Annotated in this window: 20 protein-coding genes and 1 tRNA gene; 6 read left to right on the top strand and 15 right to left on the bottom strand. The window is 67.6% G+C overall.

Annotated elements, in window-relative coordinates; all coding sequences use genetic code 11:
- Nucleotides 1-201: 201 nt before the first annotated feature.
- Complete coding sequence (locus tag COGEMETH_RS14530; RefSeq protein WP_238183344.1) at nucleotides 202-465, bottom strand: hypothetical protein; 264 nt, start codon at nucleotides 463-465, stop codon at nucleotides 202-204.
- 94 nt (nucleotides 466-559) lie between these two features.
- The gene (locus COGEMETH_RS14525; RefSeq protein ID WP_238183343.1) at nucleotides 560-841 is read right to left on the bottom strand and encodes a hypothetical protein; all 282 of its coding nucleotides are present in this window, start codon (nucleotides 839-841) and stop codon (nucleotides 560-562) included.
- Between the two features lie 483 nt (nucleotides 842-1,324).
- On the opposite strand from COGEMETH_RS14525, the gene COGEMETH_RS14520 reads away from it, so the two are divergent.
- The 3 genes from COGEMETH_RS14520 to COGEMETH_RS14510 all read left to right on the top strand — a co-directional run bounded on the left by COGEMETH_RS14520 (nucleotide 1,325) and on the right by COGEMETH_RS14510 (nucleotide 2,503).
- Complete coding sequence (locus COGEMETH_RS14520; protein ID WP_238183342.1) at nucleotides 1,325-1,624, top strand: hypothetical protein; 300 nt, start codon at nucleotides 1,325-1,327, stop codon at nucleotides 1,622-1,624.
- Nucleotides 1,621-2,007: a hypothetical protein gene (locus COGEMETH_RS14515; RefSeq protein ID WP_238183341.1), complete on the top strand. Its 387-nt coding sequence runs from the start codon at nucleotides 1,621-1,623 to the stop codon at nucleotides 2,005-2,007. The genes COGEMETH_RS14520 and COGEMETH_RS14515 overlap by 4 nt, the downstream gene beginning before the upstream one ends.
- A 325-nt stretch (nucleotides 2,008-2,332) precedes the next feature.
- A complete protein-coding gene (locus COGEMETH_RS14510) occupies nucleotides 2,333-2,503 on the top strand; it encodes a hypothetical protein (RefSeq protein ID WP_238183340.1) in 171 nt (56 codons plus the stop codon).
- 312 nt (nucleotides 2,504-2,815) lie between these two features.
- On the opposite strand, the gene COGEMETH_RS14505 is transcribed toward COGEMETH_RS14510, so the two are convergent.
- On the bottom strand, nucleotides 2,816-2,980 hold the full coding sequence (locus COGEMETH_RS14505) for a hypothetical protein (protein ID WP_238183339.1): 165 nt from the start codon (nucleotides 2,978-2,980) through the stop codon (nucleotides 2,816-2,818).
- A 163-nt stretch (nucleotides 2,981-3,143) separates the two neighbouring features.
- Here COGEMETH_RS14505 and COGEMETH_RS14500 point away from each other — a divergent pair, with 163 nt between their 5' ends.
- The 3 genes from COGEMETH_RS14500 to COGEMETH_RS14490 are packed head-to-tail and all read left to right on the top strand — an operon-like array spanning nucleotide 3,144 to nucleotide 5,208.
- Nucleotides 3,144-3,740: a hypothetical protein gene (locus tag COGEMETH_RS14500; RefSeq protein ID WP_238183338.1), complete on the top strand. Its 597-nt coding sequence runs from the start codon at nucleotides 3,144-3,146 to the stop codon at nucleotides 3,738-3,740.
- A 3-nt stretch (nucleotides 3,741-3,743) separates the two neighbouring features.
- The gene (locus COGEMETH_RS14495) at nucleotides 3,744-3,995 is read left to right on the top strand and encodes a hypothetical protein (protein ID WP_238183337.1); all 252 of its coding nucleotides are present in this window, start codon (nucleotides 3,744-3,746) and stop codon (nucleotides 3,993-3,995) included.
- A complete protein-coding gene (locus COGEMETH_RS14490) occupies nucleotides 3,985-5,208 on the top strand; it encodes a site-specific integrase (protein ID WP_238183336.1) in 1,224 nt (407 codons plus the stop codon). The genes COGEMETH_RS14495 and COGEMETH_RS14490 overlap by 11 nt, the downstream gene beginning before the upstream one ends.
- Before the next feature lie 87 nt (nucleotides 5,209-5,295).
- Here COGEMETH_RS14490 and COGEMETH_RS14485 read toward each other — a convergent pair.
- From COGEMETH_RS14485 to COGEMETH_RS14430, 12 genes are all read right to left on the bottom strand, one after another.
- A tRNA-Gly gene (locus COGEMETH_RS14485) sits at nucleotides 5,296-5,370 on the bottom strand.
- 306 nt (nucleotides 5,371-5,676) lie between these two features.
- Nucleotides 5,677-5,844, bottom strand: a complete 168-nt coding sequence (gene rpmG, locus COGEMETH_RS14480) for a 50S ribosomal protein L33 (protein ID WP_147726819.1) — start codon at nucleotides 5,842-5,844, stop codon at nucleotides 5,677-5,679.
- A gap of 107 nt (nucleotides 5,845-5,951) precedes the next feature.
- Nucleotides 5,952-7,124: an MFS transporter gene (locus COGEMETH_RS14475; RefSeq protein WP_238183335.1), complete on the bottom strand. Its 1,173-nt coding sequence runs from the start codon at nucleotides 7,122-7,124 to the stop codon at nucleotides 5,952-5,954.
- Nucleotides 7,121-7,876 carry an NUDIX hydrolase gene (locus tag COGEMETH_RS14470; protein WP_238183334.1) on the bottom strand — a complete coding sequence of 252 codons (756 nt, stop codon included), beginning with the start codon at nucleotides 7,874-7,876 and terminating at the stop codon, nucleotides 7,121-7,123. Before COGEMETH_RS14470 ends, COGEMETH_RS14475 begins: the two co-directional genes overlap by 4 nt.
- On the bottom strand, nucleotides 7,833-8,327 hold the full coding sequence (locus COGEMETH_RS14465; protein ID WP_373875372.1) for a DUF983 domain-containing protein: 495 nt from the start codon (nucleotides 8,325-8,327) through the stop codon (nucleotides 7,833-7,835). Before COGEMETH_RS14465 ends, COGEMETH_RS14470 begins: the two co-directional genes overlap by 44 nt.
- Nucleotides 8,328-8,352: 25 nt before the next feature.
- On the bottom strand, nucleotides 8,353-10,680 hold the full coding sequence (gene rnr, locus COGEMETH_RS14460) for a ribonuclease R (RefSeq protein WP_238183333.1): 2,328 nt from the start codon (nucleotides 10,678-10,680) through the stop codon (nucleotides 8,353-8,355).
- 139 nt (nucleotides 10,681-10,819) lie between these two features.
- Nucleotides 10,820-11,158 (bottom strand): hypothetical protein, encoded by a 339-nt coding sequence (locus COGEMETH_RS14455; protein WP_238183332.1) that lies wholly within the window; start codon nucleotides 11,156-11,158, stop codon nucleotides 10,820-10,822.
- A gap of 85 nt (nucleotides 11,159-11,243) precedes the next feature.
- Nucleotides 11,244-11,822, bottom strand: a complete 579-nt coding sequence (locus COGEMETH_RS14450) for an NADPH-dependent FMN reductase (protein WP_238183331.1) — start codon at nucleotides 11,820-11,822, stop codon at nucleotides 11,244-11,246.
- A gap of 51 nt (nucleotides 11,823-11,873) precedes the next feature.
- Nucleotides 11,874-12,512: a VOC family protein gene (locus tag COGEMETH_RS14445; protein WP_238183330.1), complete on the bottom strand. Its 639-nt coding sequence runs from the start codon at nucleotides 12,510-12,512 to the stop codon at nucleotides 11,874-11,876.
- Between the two features lie 334 nt (nucleotides 12,513-12,846).
- On the bottom strand, nucleotides 12,847-13,221 hold the full coding sequence (locus COGEMETH_RS14440) for an RNase A-like domain-containing protein (protein ID WP_283214994.1): 375 nt from the start codon (nucleotides 13,219-13,221) through the stop codon (nucleotides 12,847-12,849).
- Between the two features lie 437 nt (nucleotides 13,222-13,658).
- Entirely contained in the window at nucleotides 13,659-15,071 is a 1,413-nt protein-coding gene (gene glnA / locus COGEMETH_RS14435; protein ID WP_238183328.1) for a type I glutamate--ammonia ligase, read from the bottom strand.
- Nucleotides 15,072-15,372: 301 nt separating this feature from the next.
- Nucleotides 15,373-15,711 (bottom strand): P-II family nitrogen regulator, encoded by a 339-nt coding sequence (locus COGEMETH_RS14430; protein WP_009866062.1) that lies wholly within the window; start codon nucleotides 15,709-15,711, stop codon nucleotides 15,373-15,375.
- Nucleotides 15,712-15,790 lie beyond the last annotated feature (79 nt).

Raw genomic sequence — 15,790 nt, 5'->3', positions numbered from 1 at the left:
ATCATCTGACGACGGACACTCTGGAAGGATCTGCCGTCCTGCAATCTGCGCGTTGAGAATGCGATCGGAGAGCGCAGCTGCGAGGATGGTGACCTCAGTCAGCCTGGCGTTGTTAGAAATAACAGCTGCCTCGCTCATCAGTTCGCCCCTTCCGCGTCAACAAACTAGAGCAGACAACTCCCTCGTCAATAAGTAGTTCGGTCAGTGCACTTTGTCAGCCTTAGCTTCTACGAACAATCTGACCCTGCCTTTTTCGACCGCTTCGGTGAAAGCGCGGTAGGCCTCCTGATCCGTGGCGAAGCGCTCAGTCCATGCAATGCATCCAACGCTCTCGTCGACGATCTCAAGACGCCAGAGATCCTGCGAGCCTTCGCTCCGATAGATTTCGACTTCGACCATCACGCCGTCACGAGTGAACGGACCGGACAAAGGCGAGTGCTCGAAGTCGCAATCCTCGTCGCTCACCACTATCTCCGTCAGTTTGCGCCTTTTGAATCTTCCCCGCGGCGAACTAAGACATTAGCAGGGGCAAGTAGGCTAAAGCCCTACGTCCCTCGGGTCAGTCCTCATCGATATCCGCCGGCGATCCCGGTGGAAGCGGTCCCCTATCCTCAATGCTGTCCTCGAAGTCGTCGGGCGGTCCATCGAAACCAACTACGCCATCGGGATTGTCAGGGGAGACGTTGGGATCGACCCGCGGCGGCCGATTGCGTCCAAGTCGCTCGTCGATCCGATCCATCCGCCTGAGATCGCGCTGGATTGGGACATCCTGAGCGGCTTGGGCGACTGCCTCGGAGCCGGCAGCGAGGGCCATTAGAGCGGCCAAGATCAAAGTCTTCATTTGAGATGCCCCTTCGCCTTCAGGTGCCCGGTGAGGAGCATCAGTTCGCACCTTCCGGATCTTCACGGTGGCGGATGTAGCCCTGGCCTGTGAGCCAGTCGGTCAGAGCGTGTCGGACTGCCTCTGGCCTTGAAGGCTTGGGCTCGGGCTGATCTGCGATCATCGCATCGATTGCCGTCAACAGAACCGGAGGCACGCGGAGGTTGATGGCCGTGCTGTTCACGACCGGCCTGCCACGTCCGCGTTTTTTGTTGGTGCCAGCTATTGACGACATGAATTGATGGTGCCATGAAATAGGACGGGCCGCAACGGTGCTGGACACACCGGAACGGCCCTGACCACACCCGTCCTCTGGAGACGATCATGGCTAACCACGCCCATAGCACACGCACGCCCTTATTACCCCGCGCCGGTGCCCTGCCGCCGTTATTACCAGCGGTATGAGGCCGGCAGCCGGGTCCCGTCACCCTGGCGATCCGCGCCATGCGCCGCGGCGGCGCGCCCTTACCCCAGGAGCGGCTTGAGGACCTCGAGGGCGGCCGCCAGGCGGTCCTGGAGCTACGCAAGCGCGTCGCCGATCGGATCGAGGCCGACCTCGCCTTATTAGACGCACTCGACGGTGATCCGGACCTGGAGCCCAGCCTCGGCGCCGTCGAGCCCTTCGACTGGCAAGGGCAGGGCACCTGGGCAGCCGGCAACTGCGATGAGCGCGAGAACGCCGACTGCGTCGACTGCGACGGCGAGGCGGCCTTCTTCCCGACTGCCCTCCGGCGGTGCGCATGAGCGCCGCTGGTGGCCGCCGCGGCTTCCTCCGCGGCCTCGTCTCGCTTCCCCTCATCGGCGGCGGCGTGACGCTCATCGGCAACCCGAGCGCGGCGGCGGTGCCCGTCATGGGCGGCATGGTCGCCACCTATCTCGCGTGGCTGCACTTCGAGATGCGGTACGCCTCGTGGGGCTGCAACGGCCGCAACTTCGTGCCGATGATGAACCACGGGGCCGTCTTTCATGGCCGCCCAGGCGAGCATCCGGCCGATTCTGCTAGGGCGGCCCTGCACCGGGCACCCATCATCCTGGCCGCGGCCGGTTGTCGGCTCACATGCCCGGAGGCCGAGGAGCAATGCGGCGAGATGTTCGCTCCCTCGAAATGGCAGGAGGGCGGCCGATGAGCGGCTCCTCATCCCGCCGGGGTGTGATCCTCGGACTCGCAACACTGCCCCTCACGGGCGCTGTCTTCGGCCACAGCCTGCATCGAGGCACGGGCCCGGATCTCAGCTTCGTCGCGGAGGAATGGCTACGCGACGCCTACGCGCTCGGAATGCTGGTCCTCTTGCAGCCTGACGGGGGCGTCTGGCGCACCATACCGATCCACGACGGCCGCGAGCGAGCCCGAGCCCGCGAAGAGCATTGGGTGAGGTTGCAGAACCGACCCCGCCTGTACCGGGCGGTGTGCGCCAAAGCCGAGCAAGGGTTCAAGCCATGGGAGCCGTCCCCATGCGCATGATCCTGGCAATCCGCGCCGTCGCGCTCTTGCGACTCGGCTCCGCAGAGATCGAGCGCAGCCGCGTGTGCGGGCGGTGGGCCGATGAGGCCTTGGACCGGGCCAAGGCTCGGTTCGCCGAGGCTGAAGCCCTGGGGCAGCGTCTGGAGCGCATGCGTACCTGATACCAGGTCCGGCCGCTCGCGCGGTCGGTTTCCACCCGATCCGGTGAAAACCCATCCGAGCCCGGCTTGGACTTCACGAACGCCGCCCGGCCAGACTCCTCAAGGGTTTTCGCCCGATCCGGCGGAAACCTCTCGCGGACTCGGACGGGTCTCGCCGACGCCTATCGAACGATGTCGTCCACACCCCGCTCAGTTAACGGGGGCGAAAGCCAAGCTGGGGCGTGGACGGTCGATCCGTGGACCAACGCTCGGGCAAATATGACCTGTGCGCCTCGTTCGAAAGGGCGGTCGGATGTCACCCTCGGCCAAGCCTCACGACCGTCGAACGCCGAACAGAAATGCTATGGCGAATGAACCCGCAATCAGCAGAGACAGCACGGCTTGGTCGAAGGGATCGTCGGTGAAGGCATGGACAATTGCCGGCCCGACCATCGCGCAAGCGGCTCCGAGGAGCACGGCCACTGTGTTGGGCTTCATAGCGCTGCCTCGCCCTGATCACTCCCAACTCGGAACCGACATTGAGGGGGTGAGCGGCCATTCCCCGCACTGGCAATCGAAAAGCCCCGCAAATGTAGAAATCACATATTGACCGCCCGTGCGGCGAAGCGCATCTTAGTGGAGTTATCGCATTAGGTTCCCTATGAACGCCAAGCAGTTCCAGAGCCTCCTCGCTAGAATGGCCGGCATCCCGGAAAGCGAAGCCGACCAGCGCATGCGCGTGCTCCGTCAGGCCGAGATCGTGCCCACCGGTGCACGGGGGCGGAATGCCCCGGACATCGAGCCGATCCATGCTGCGTTCATGATCCTCAGCTTGATCTCGCGGCGCGCCGTGGACGCGGGGGCCGTGGCGCATCGAGCTGCAAACCTGCAGATGTTGAACGGCCCGATCAAAGAGGGGGCCACGCTCGGCGCTCTCCTCGCCGCCCTGGTGCTGCACCACGGGGACGCCCTCATCCGTCGCGTCACCGTCTCGGAAGATGGGTCGGCAGCGTGGGTGTTGCCTGAGCCGGGTGGCGCCACGGAATGGCTTTTCGTCGAGCCGCAGGCGGCCCGTGAGATTGCACAGAGCGGCACCAACCCCGCCGACTATGGGCAGTCCTACATGGGCCGCCGCTTCGTCCTCGGCGGCGGCTCGATTGCCCAAATGGGCCTGAAGCTCTCCAAGGCCGTCGAGAGTGGTTGGCACGATGGACCGCGGATCAATCCGACGCTCGCCCAGATCCTGCAGAGCGCCTGATCCATGCCCCGCCGCCAGCACCAGGATCAGGGCCTGTTCCCGTGCGAGGCCGAAGTGGCACGCCGGCTCAGCCAAGATCCGGTCGCATGGAAGGCGAAGGCCCTCATCCTGGAGCGCGACGGCCTGCCCCGGATCGATCCGATGATGGGCGCCCGCTACTGGCCGGCCGTGCAAGCCTACTGGAATCGCCGCTACGGTCTCTCCCACGTCGAGGCATCCGCCCTCGACGGACAGGAGAACCTTGATGCCCTCTGAATTTAACGCCCCCGGCCTGAAGCGCCGAAAGCGCAAGAACGGTCCAGCCGTCCTCTACTGGTGCGCCCGCGCCGACCTCGTGAAGGCGGGGTATCGCCCGGAGACGATCCGGCTCAGCTACACCCTCGACGATCCGACGCACCGCGACCTCATCAGTGCCGCGTGCCTGAAGTACCAGGCCGAGATGCTGGAGTGGTCCTCCGGACGCGGACGGGAGACCAGCCGCTTCGACGGTACGATCCTCGGCCTGTCCCGGCGCTACCAGACTGACGAGGCCAGCCCCTTCCGCCGGCTGAAGCACAACACCCGGACGAAGGACACCTACACCCTCGTCATCATCGAGAAAGCCTTCGGCACCAGGGCGCTCGCAGCGCTCAAGATCGGCGACTTCTATCGCTGGTACGAGGCTGCCAAGAAGCCGAAGGTGCCGGGAGCGCCCGAGCGGGTGAGGCGCGCCTACGGCATCATCAAGAAGATGCGGGAGATGTTCGCCTTCGGCATCATGGCCGAGCTACCCGAGTGCGCCCGGCTCTACGCGATCCTGGAGCACGCGCGCTTCGCTCAGCCGGCGCGCCGCCGCATCACGATGGAGCTCAGCCACGTCGAGGCGCTCGTCGCCAAGGCGCTCGAACTGAACCGGCTCTCGCTGGCAATCGGCACGGCGATCCAGTTCGAGACCGCGCTCCGGCAGAAGGACGTGATCGGCGAATGGGAGCCCATCCCGGCGGGTGAGGCGCCATCGGGCATCGTGCTCAACGGCCGGCGGTGGACGAACGGGCTGCTCTGGTCCGACCTCGCGGCCGACCTGGTGGTGCGCAAGGCCACGACGAAGACGGGCGCCTTCTCCGCGCATGATCTGAAGCTCTGCCCGGTCGTCCTCGACCTCCTCGACCTGGTGCCGATCGACAGCCGTGTCGGGCCGCTCATCATCGATGAGACCGCGGGCCGGCCCTACGCCGAGTCGGCCTACGGTCGCGAGTGGCGCATCGTGGCGAAGGCAGCCGGCGTCCCGGACCACGTCTGGAACATGGATGCTCGGGCCGGAGCCATCACGGAAGCCGAGGATGCGGGTGCCGACCTCGACGACATCCGGTCGGCGGCGACGCACTCACAGGTTGCGATAACGCTTCGCTACTCGCGTGGCGCAGTCGGTAAATCGCGGAAGGTGGCCGAGCTTCGGCAGGCGCATCGCACTGCGAAGAACATGGCCTGAACAGGCCATGGGGAACGCGACGGGGAACATGGGGAACGTGAGGTCAGCGGTAGAGCGTTAGAAAGGCTGACGCTTCAGCAACTTAGTTGGAGCGGGTGATCGGGATCGAACCGACGACATTCAGCTTGGGAAGCTGACGTTCTACCACTGAACTACACCCGCGAGCACGACCGGTTTCGATGAGGTGGCGAGGGAGGGCCGGAGGCCCGTCAGCGCCACATGCCGTTCGTGCCATCCGGCTTTAACAGCCCGGCCGCAATCGCGTCAAAGGCATTTTTGCGGGTGGGAACTCGATCGGAACAGCGTGGCACGGCGCGCGGTCGGGCCTCGTCCGATCATCGCCTTCGCGGGCGCCCTCCGCTGGGCCGCTCGAACGGCCGAGAGCGGGATCGCGGCAGGGCCAAATAAAAAACCGCCCCGTTGTCGGGGCGGTTTTTGCAAGACGACCGGATGCCTGTCGGCAGGCGCTTACTTGATCTTGGATTCCTTGAAGTCGACATGCTTGCGCACGACGGGGTCGTACTTGCGCTGCGTCAGCTTCTCGGTCTGGGTGCGGGAGTTCTTCTTGGTGACGTAGAAGTAGCCCGTGTCGGCGGTGGAGACGAGCTTGATCTTGACGGTGACGGCCTTGGCCATGGCGCGGCGCTCCTGGGATTCGCGGCATTCCGCATGAGCGAAACGCAAAAGGGCCGGGAGAGCCCGGCCGAATACGGCCGGGTGAATGCCCGATCGGGCCGGCAAGGTCAAGGCCGGCGCGCCAGGACCAGGGCTGCGGCGTAGGCGGTGAACAGGGCGCAGAGGGTGATGGCGAAGCCGCTTCCGGGCGCGAGGTCGAGGCCGCCGCCGATGATCGGGGGGCCGAGCATCAGGCCGACGTTGTAGAGCACGACGAAGGCAGCGTTGGCCCCGGCGAGTTCCGCCCCGCGCACGCTGGCCCCGAGCAGGGCGAGCCCCACGGTGTAGAGGGTGCCGGCCAGCCCGCCCCAGACGAACAGCAGGGCGCCGAGCCAGGGAAGCGAACCGGCGGCCGCCGGGATCAGGGCCGAGCAGGCCGCGCCCCCGAGGCTCGCCGTCAGCAGAACCGCGCGCCGGTCCCAGCGGTCGGCGAGCCAGCCGAAGGGGATCTGGAACAGCACGTTGCCGAGCGCCAGCAGGCTGACGAGGCCGGCAGCCGTCGCGGCGTCGTACCCGAGGCGCAGGCCGTAGAGGGGCAGGATGGCAAAGCCCCCGGCCTCGACGGCGCCGTAGGTCAGCGCCGCCAGGGTCGCCGCAGGCGCGAGCCGGAGATAGCCGGCAAAGCGGCGGCCGGAGGTCCGTGCGATCTCGGGCGAGAGGCCTCGGGCCAGCAGAAGCGGCAGCGTGCCGGCCACGAACAGCCCCGCGCCTGCGAGGTAGGGGGACAAGCCCTCGGTGCCGAGCGCGATCAGCAGCACCGGGCCGATGGCGAGGCCGATCGCCAGCACGGTGGCGTAGATGCCCATCACCAGGCCCCGCCGCTCGGGTGGGGCGGCGGCGTTGATCCAGTATTCCGACAGGACGAACAGGGTGCCGAGCGTCGCCGAGAACAGGAAACGCAGCCCGAACCACCAGCCGATCCCCGGCAGAAGCGGGAAGGCCATGAGGCAGGCGGCACCGAGCAGGATCGCGAGGACCAGGTGGCGGACCACGCCGATGCGGGCGGCCAGGCGCGGCACGAAGGGAACGGTGAGGATGCTGGCAGCCCCCGCCACCGCGGTGTTGAGGCCGATGAGCGTGCTCGACGCGCCCATCCGCTCCATCTCGATCGACAGCAGCGGGATCGACAGGCTCAGGCCGATGCCGACCACCGCGACGCAGGTGATCGCCGCCGCGATCGCGCCGGTGCGCTCCCGCTCCTGCCTGGTCGTCCGGCTCGCCCAGACCCTGGGGCCGGTCACAGGCCGATGCGCGCGCGGCGGCCGTAGCGCTCGAAATGGAACGGGATCTCGCGGAACGGCGCGAAGCCGACGGCCACCTGCGCCTCCAGCTCGTCGAGGATGGTGCGGGTGATGAAGGGCAGGTCGAGCTTGCGTGCGGCCTCCAGGCGGACCCAGGCCAGTTCCACGAGTTCGGAGTCCGGGCCGACGCGGCCGGCCTCCTCCGCCGCGATCGCCCGGTGGTCGATGGCGAAGAACCGGGTGTCGAAGCGGCGCACGCGCTTGGGCGGCGTGATCGCGCGGGCGACCAGGTGCATCGCCTCTAGGTCCGGCATCACGCCGTGGGCCTGAAACGCCTCCCAGCCGGCGGGCACGGCCTCGGGGGCGCCGTGCTCGCGGGTGCCGAGCAGCAGGCCCGTCTCCTCCCAGGTCTCGCGCAGGGCAGCCAAGGCCAGGGATCGGCCGAGATGGTGGGGGGGGCGCGAGACGCGGCGGGTGAGGGCGGCCTCGGCATAGTCCGGCAGGGCGCCGGCCACGCTCATGTGCCGGTCGCCGGGCTCGATCCGGCCGCCCGGAAACACGAATTGCCCCGGCATGAAGGCGAGGCCCGGGTTGCGCCGGCCCATCAGCACCTTCGGGGCGCGGCCCCGCCGGTCGAGGACGATCAGCGTCGCGGCATCGCGCGGGCGAAGGGCTTTTGGGGGGGCGGCCCGCGGGGGCTTGCGGGCCTCAGGCCCGTCCGATGCCGGTGCCGTCGAGTCCGGCTGGTCCAAGGCGCGTCTCCTCCGGCCCCGCGGCGGGGCGGCTTCCCGGTAGCGTGGCGAAGCCGTGCATGCCAAGGGCGTATTGCAGCCCGACGACGGCGCCCTTCACCGGCTGGAGCAGCCCGAGGGCGAGGGCCAGCGTCGCCGCGGGCCAGAAGCTCAGCTGGAACCACAGGGGCACGTCGTAGCCCATCTCCATCTCCAGGATGACGTAGCCGACGAGGTGGGCCACGATGAAGATGACGATGTAGGGCGGCAGGTCGTCGGCCCGGTGGTGGTGCAGTTCGAGACCGCAGACCGTGCATTCCGGCCGCACCTTGAGGAAGCGGCCGAAGATGCGGCCCTCCCCGCAATGGGGGCAGCGGCCGAGGAAGCCGCGGGCGATGGAGCGGACGAGGCCGGTGCGGGCCGGCTCTGGCCCGTCCATTGGCAGGCCCGTATCGCGCGTGTGGCTGGTCATGGGGCGGACCCTACACCGGAGCGCATCAGCGGCGCGAGCCACGGTGACGCGTACCGGTGCTGCGGATACCGGGGGGGCGGCCGCTCGGGGCGGCCCTGAACGGCGCGCCGCCCGCTCCCTTGCCTCCGGGCTTCCTGCCCGCGCCGCCTCTCGCACCTGTGCGGGTGCGCCCTTCCGAGAGCAGTTCGAAACGCAGCGCCCCGGCAACGGGGGCGGCCTCCACCAGCCGCACCTCCACCCGGTCCCCCAGGCGGAAGGTCTCGCCACTGCGTTCGCCGACCAGGGCGTGGCGGCCCTCCTCGTGGCGGAAATAGTCGGCCCCGAGCTGCGAGATCGGCACGAAGCCGTCCGCCCCGGTCTCGTCGAGCTTGATGAACAGCCCCGAGCGGGTCACGCCGGAGATCTGCCCTTCGAAGGTGGCGCCGACCCGGTCGGCGAGGTGGCCGGCGATCAGGCGGTCGACGGTCTCGCGCTCGGCCGCCATGGCACGGCGCTCGGCCGCCGAGATCTGCTCGCCGATGCGGGCGAGGTCGCCGCCCGTCGTCTCCGGTGGCAGGCCGTCCGTCCCGAGGCGGCCGGCGGTGACGAGCGCCCGGTGCACGATCAGGTCGGCGTAGCGGCGGATCGGCGAGGTGAAGTGGGCGTAGCGGCGCAAGTTCAGCCCGAAATGGCCGAGGTTCTCCGCCGCGTAGACCGCCTGGGCCTGGGAGCGCAAAACAACCTCGTTGATGAAGACCGCGTGCTCGGTCTCGGCCACCGAGCCGAGGATGCGGTTGAACAGGGCCGGGCGCAGCGCCCCCTCCTTGGGCAGCTTGATGCCGACCGAGGCCAGCACCTCGCCGAGCACCCGCATCTTCTCCAGGGCGGGCTCGTCGTGCACCCGGTAGATCAGGGGCTGGCCCGCCGCCTCCAGGGTTTCGGCGGCGGCGACGTTGGCCTGGATCATGAACTCCTCGATGAGCCGGTGCGCATCGAGGCGGTCGGGCACGATCACCCGGTCGACGGAGCCCTCGGGCGTGAGCAGGACCTTGCGCTCGGGCAGGTCGAGGGACAGCGGCCCGCGCCTGTCGCGGGCGGTCCGCAGCGCCGCGTAGGCCGCCCAGAGGGGGCGCAACGCCGTCTCCAGCAGGGGCCGCGTCGCCTCGTCCGCATGCCCGTCGATCGCTGCTTGCGCCTGCACGTAGGAGAGCTTGGCGCGCGAGCGCATCATCACCCGGTGGAAGGTATGGCGGCGCTTGGTCCCGTCCGCCGAGACGGTCATCCGCACGGCCAGGGCCGGGCGGTCCTCGCCCTCGCGCAGCGAGCAGAGGTCGTTCGAGATGCGCTCGGGCAGCATCGGCACGACCCGGTCGGGGAAGTAGACCGAGTTGCCGCGCTCCAGGGCCTCCCGGTCGAGGTTGGAGCCGGGGCGGACATAGGCCGCCACGTCGGCGATGGCGACGGTGAGCACGAAGCCGCCGGGATTGCCCGGGTCGGGATCGGGCTCGGCCATCACCGCGTCGTCGTGGTCCTTGGCGTCCGGCGGGTCGATGGTCAGGAGCGGGCGCTCGCGCCAGTCCTCGCGGCCCTTCAGCCCCGCCGGCGTCACCGCGTCGGCCTCGGCTAGCGTCGCCTGCGAGAACACGTGCGGGATGCCGTGCAGGTGCAGGGCGATCAGGCTCACCGCCTTCTCGGAGCCGAGCGACCCGAGGCGCTCGCGCACCCGGCCCCGCGGCAGGCCGGAGCGGGTCTCGCGTTCCAGGGTGACGCTGACGAGGTCGCCGTCGCGGGCCTCGCCCTCCTCGCCCGGCGGGATCAGGATCTCGCGGCCCTGCGCGCGCTTCTCCACGGGCACGATCCGGCCGCCCTGCGCGCCCGCGCGGTAGACGCCGATGATCTCGGCCTTGTTCTTGCCGATCACCTTGACGACGCGGCCGGTGTAGCGCTCGGCCGAGCCCTCCTCCGGCTCGACGCGGATCAGGGCCCGGTCGCCGATGCCCGGTGCGGGCCGGTTCGACCGTTTGGGACCGCGCGGGGACGCGAGCACGATCGTGGGTGCCTTGCCCGCTCCGTCCCATTCGACCGGGAAGGCCAGAAAATCGCCGTGGCGGTCGCGGGAGCGGATGTCGGCCATGACCACCGGCGGCAGGCGCCCCGCCTTGGCCAGCCCCCCGCGGCCGCTCTCGACCAGGCCCTCGTCCTCGATCTCCCGGAGGATGCGCTTGAGGCCGATCTTGTCGGCCCCCTTGAGGCCGAAGGCCTGGGCGATCTCGCGCTTGCCGACCTTGTCCGTGGACTCGGCGATGAAGGCGAGGATCGCCTCGCGCGTGGGCAGGGCGGGTTCGCCCGCCTTCGTGTCGATGCGTCGTGCCAAGGCTGAGGGGCTCGCTGCGCCGTCCGTCTGACGGGACCGCGCCTGAGGTGGGCGGAACCGACGCGTCCGGTTCCGTCCCCGCAAGATGGGGCCCGCGCGCCCCCGCGGCAACGCCGCGAGGGCCAGCCCTCAACAGGGCTCAGCCGGTGGAGGCGGACTTGCGGATGCGATCGACCGTGCGGTCCACGTCGAGGCCGGGGTCGAGGAGGTCGGACAGGGATAGGGGGCTCTGGCGCGGCAGCGTCAGGTTGACCTGGCCCTCGTCCGGCCGGAACTCCGGGGCCTCCGCCGCCTGGATCGCCAGGGTCCAGGCGCCGTCCATCCGGACCGTTCCGGCATCCGGCGGATCGGCCGCGAGCCCCGCCAGCCCCGCGCGGGCCGCGTCCCGGAAGCCCAGGCTCTTGCGGTCGTCCGAGACCAGGGCCGCCTTGATCAGTTCGGCCAGGACGTCCCTGACCCGCTCCAGACTCGCGTTCATCCGCTCATTCCGATCACCGACAATGCCGGTTCCCGTGGCAAGGGCGGTGCCAGCGGCGGATCAGTAGGGCGGTGCCAGCGGCGGATCAGTAGGGCGTGCCCGTCCGCCGCTGCGCCCTGAGGGCCTCGGCATACCAGACGAGTTCGTCGAGGAAGCGCCCGGCCGCCTTGTCGAGCCACGCCTCGGCGGGCTCTCCGGCCTCGTCGAGCGCCTTGCCGATCCGCGGGATCGGCAGGAGCGAGGGGATGCTCGACATGCCGAGTTCGGAGAGCATCGCGCGCAGCTGCATCGCGGCGCGCACGCCGCCGTACTGGCCGGCCGAGTAGCAGCAGATCGCCGATGGCCGCCAGGAATACTCCTCCAGGAAATGGTCGAGGGTGTTCGACAGGGCGGGCGGGATCGAGTGGTTGTACTCGGCCGAGACCACCACGACGGCGTCCGCCCGGCGATAGAGGGTCGCCAATTCCTCCAGCACCGCCGGCGCCTCGCCCTTCGGGTATTCCTTGTACATCCGGTCCAGCAGCGGCAGCTTCAGCTCGGCCGGGTCGACCAGGGGCGCCTCGTGCCCGCGGGCCTCCAGCCGGGCCACGAGGAAGCGGGCGGCGCGCAGGCCCTGGCGATCGGAGCGCACGGAGCCGAGGATCACGGGGACGACGAGGGACATGGGCACTCCTGAGGCCGGACGGCGGCGCGAGCATAGCGCCACGGGCGGGGCTCAGGACAGGGTGCGCGTCCCCGAGGGCGTGGCGATCTCCGCGGTGAAGCGGAGCGCGGGGCCTCCCACGCTCTCGGGCGCGTCGGACAGGCCGATCGCGCGGTAGAGGTCCGCGGCCTGCGCCGGCTCGGCGTGCTCCACGCGGAAGCGCGTCAGCCGTAGCCCGAGATCCGGCATGGCGCGGGCCGGGCTTCCGGCAGGCCCCCAGTCCATCAGGCAGGGCAGGAGGCCGCCCATCGGCAGCGCGCCGTCGTCGCGAAGGGCGAAGCGCCACGCGAGGGTGCCGCGGCTCATGCGCATCGGCGTCCCGAACAGGCCCGGATGCCGGGCGAGCACGCCGTCGAGATCGTCGGTGCGCGCCACGAAGGCGCGCAGGCGCCGCCCGGAATCCCAGTCGGCGCGGACCCCGGCCGCGTCGTCGAGGCCGAACCAGCGCGGCCGGCCGGGTGGGGTGGCGTCGGGATCGACGGCGATCACTTCGAGGAAGAGCGCGTCGCCCAGGCGCAGCAGGTGGTTGCGCGTGCCCATCTCGCGATGGCGCCCGCCCTCGGGGATGTCGAGGTTCAGGCTGTCGCGGACATGCGCGATTCCCTCCGCGAGGGTGGGGGCGACGACGGCGAGGTGATCGAGGACGGGCATGCAGTAATTCTTGTTGATTTGACTTGTGCGATGCTAAGACCGCACTTGCTAGCGGTATGCGAGACGACGGCTCGCTTCCTTCAACATGGTTCGCACGCCGGCCCCATTCTCGAAGACGACATCCGCCTGCGTCTTCCACCATAACTTCTGTAGTTCTTCATCTGACACTGAGTCTCGTGTCAAAGAGTCGATAAATACGCGCAACCGATTTGCCTTGTCGCCCTTGAAAGACGATAGAACGAATTCAAATAAATCTTAGTCATTGCTTGCCGCAATATCAATATCTTGGAAAAAATGGAATGCAAATTCTGAGAATTCTGATGACAAATCCAATTTAATCTCCATCTTTTCGAGGATCCGAGGTGTATACACGGTACCCGCGTGGAGAGCGTGGGTCATGCAAGATGCGAACTCCCACGCCGTATGTATTTCGCATATATAAAACCCCGTCTTCCGTCGAATATGCCTCTCGTCCAGTTGCATAGCCAAAGCGCCGCTCAACGAATGCGGCATCTCGAGTGCCAGATGCTACTTGATCAACGATGTCGCGATTCTGCTCAAGGGTGCGGTTTGTTAAATCATTGGCCGATTCCATTGAGGGGAATGATCCCGATCGCCTGAACCCTATTGTAAAGAAACGCGTTCGATACATGTTTTCTTGTACACGCTGGCGCATCTCGTCATCCGTCTTGCCGACATGATGACGGATTGTATGTCCTCCTCGGCTCTCTTCCTCTGTGAGATCGATACTATATCTACGCTCATCCTGTGTACCGATCGGTATGATGCGAGCATCATCCGACCCTCACAGACTTCCGCCGTCTCCCTCGGTCCACTGGCCGCCATCTTGATTGCCCGCAGGTACGCGCGGTTGACCGGGATTATAGGCGCGTAAGGCGAGTCCGAGACGGAAGAGGCTCAACTTCACTGGCAACGCCGCCACACGCCATCGTGCGCGCTGAAAAATCACCTTGCTCGATGGCATGAGGCTCCTCGCATCTGAGAGGAAGCCCTATAAAGGTATTTGGTCTTAAATTTAAGCGCGTTCTTTCTTTGTTCGGAAATGCGAAAACGCCGGAGCCCCTTCAGAGGCCCCGGCGTTCCTTTCCGTCCCGAGGCCGGGCGTCGCCGCCCGGCCAAGCTCGCTCAGAGCGAGTAGTACTGCACGAACTCGATCGGGTGCGGGGTCATCTCGTAGCGCAGCACCTCGGTCATCTTCAGTTCGATGAACGAGTCGATCTGGTCGTCGGTGAAGACGTTGCCGGCCTTGAGGAAGGCGCGGTCGCGGTCGAGGTTCTGCAGGGCCTCGCGCAAGCTGCCGCACACGGTCGGGATCTGCTTCAGCTCCTTCGGCGGCAGGTCGTAGAGGTCCTTGTCCATGGCCGGGCCCGGATCGATCTTGTTGATGATGCCGTCGAGGCCGGCCATCAGCAGGGCCGAGAAGGCCAGGTAGGGGTTGGCCATCGGATCGGGGAAGCGGACCTCGACGCGCTTGGCCTTCGGGTTGGTCGTCCACGGGATGCGGCAGGAGGCGGAGCGGTTGCGGGCCGAGTAGGCCAGCAGCACGGGGGCCTCGTAGCCGGGCACCAGCCGCTTGTAGGAGTTGGTGGACGGGTTGGTGAAGGCGTTCAAGGCCTTGGCGTGCTTGATGATGCCGCCGATGTACCAGAGGCATTCCTGGCTGAGGTCGGCGTACTTGTCGCCGGCGAAGATCGGCTTGCCGTTCTTCCAGATCGACTGGTGCACGTGCATGCCCGAGCCGTTGTCGCCGTAGACGGGCTTGGGCATGAAGGTGGCCGACTTGCCGTAGCTCTGGGCCACGTTGTGGATGCAGTACTTGTAGATCTGCATGTGGTCGGCGAGCAGCGTCAGGGTGTCGAACTTCATGCCGAGTTCGTGCTGGGCGCTAGCCACCTCGTGGTGGTGCTTCTCGACCTTCACGCCCATGGACTGCATCGCGGCCAGCATCTCGCCGCGCATGTCCTGGGCCGAATCCTGCGGCGGCACGGGGAAGTAGCCGCCCTTGGTCTGGATGCGGTGGCCGAGGTTGCCGCCCTCGTAGTCGGTGAAGCCGTTGCTCGGAAGCTCGGTGGAATCGAGCTGGAAGCCGGTGTGGTAGGGGTCGGCGCCGAACTTCACGTCGTCGAACACGAAGAACTCGGCCTCGGGGCCGACGAAGATGGTGTCGCCGATGCCCGTGGACTTGAGGAACGCCTCGGCGAGCTTGGCGGTGCCGCGCGGGTCGCGGGAATAGGGCGCGCCGGTGGCGGGCTCGAGCACGTCGCAGACGATCGACATGGTGGAGGCCGAGAAGAACGGGTCCATGCAGGCGGTGGCCGGGTCCGGCATCAGCAGCATGTCGGACTCGTTGATCGCCTTCCAGCCGGCGATGGACGAGCCGTCGAACATCGTGCCTTCGGCAAAAATCTCGTCGTCGACCAGGGAGACGTCGAAGGTGACGTGCTGCCACTTGCCGCGCGGGTCCGTGAACCGGAAGTCCACGTACTTGACGTCGTTGTCCTTGATTTCCTTCAGGACTTCCGCTGCCGTCTTAGCCATCCCTTGGGGTCTCCTTCGGTCTCGGCATTCAGCCGTGGTTGACCGCGGACCGGGGACGGGCCGCGGCTCTCGAATTCCGCTGCTGCTAGGCGAGGGATTCGACGCGGGATTACTCGGTGGGGACCGGTAAGGCTAGAGCGCGCGCGCCCGAAAGGTGACCCGCATGGTCGAGGAAAGCGCGTTGTAACAAGACGATAGGACGACGCCGGGCCAAAACCCATCCCGGCCGCTCCGGGGCGGTCACGGCTCCGGGCTTCCGATTATCGCCTAGCTCCCATACGCCGCGTCGGCGGGCGTCCCGTCAGATCGCGTCGGAGCCGGTCTCGCCGGTCCGGATGCGGATCGCCTCCTCGATGGTCGAGACGAAGATCTTGCCGTCGCCGATGCGGCCGGTCTGGGCCGACTTGCGGATCGCCTCGACGGCCCCTTCCACCAGGGCGTCGGACAGGACGATCTCCAGCTTCACCTTGGGCAGGAAGTCGACCACGTACTCGGCGCCGCGATAGAGCTCGGTGTGGCCCTTCTGGCGGCCGAAGCCCTTGGCCTCGATCACGGTGATGCCCTGGAGGCCGACCTCCTGGAGGGCTTCCTTCACTTCGTCGAGCTTGAAGGGCTTGATGATCGCTTCGATCTTCTTCATGCCGAACGGGCCTGACCTGTCTCTGCGCTGCGTCAGTTTTGTAACACCCCGCCCCGACCTCCGCCACGCCGTTTTCCGT

This window comes from Methylobacterium trifolii, from assembly GCF_022179685.1.
Taxonomy (GTDB): domain Bacteria; phylum Pseudomonadota; class Alphaproteobacteria; order Rhizobiales; family Beijerinckiaceae; genus Methylobacterium; species Methylobacterium trifolii.
This window is presented reverse-complemented; position numbering and strand designations above follow the sequence as displayed.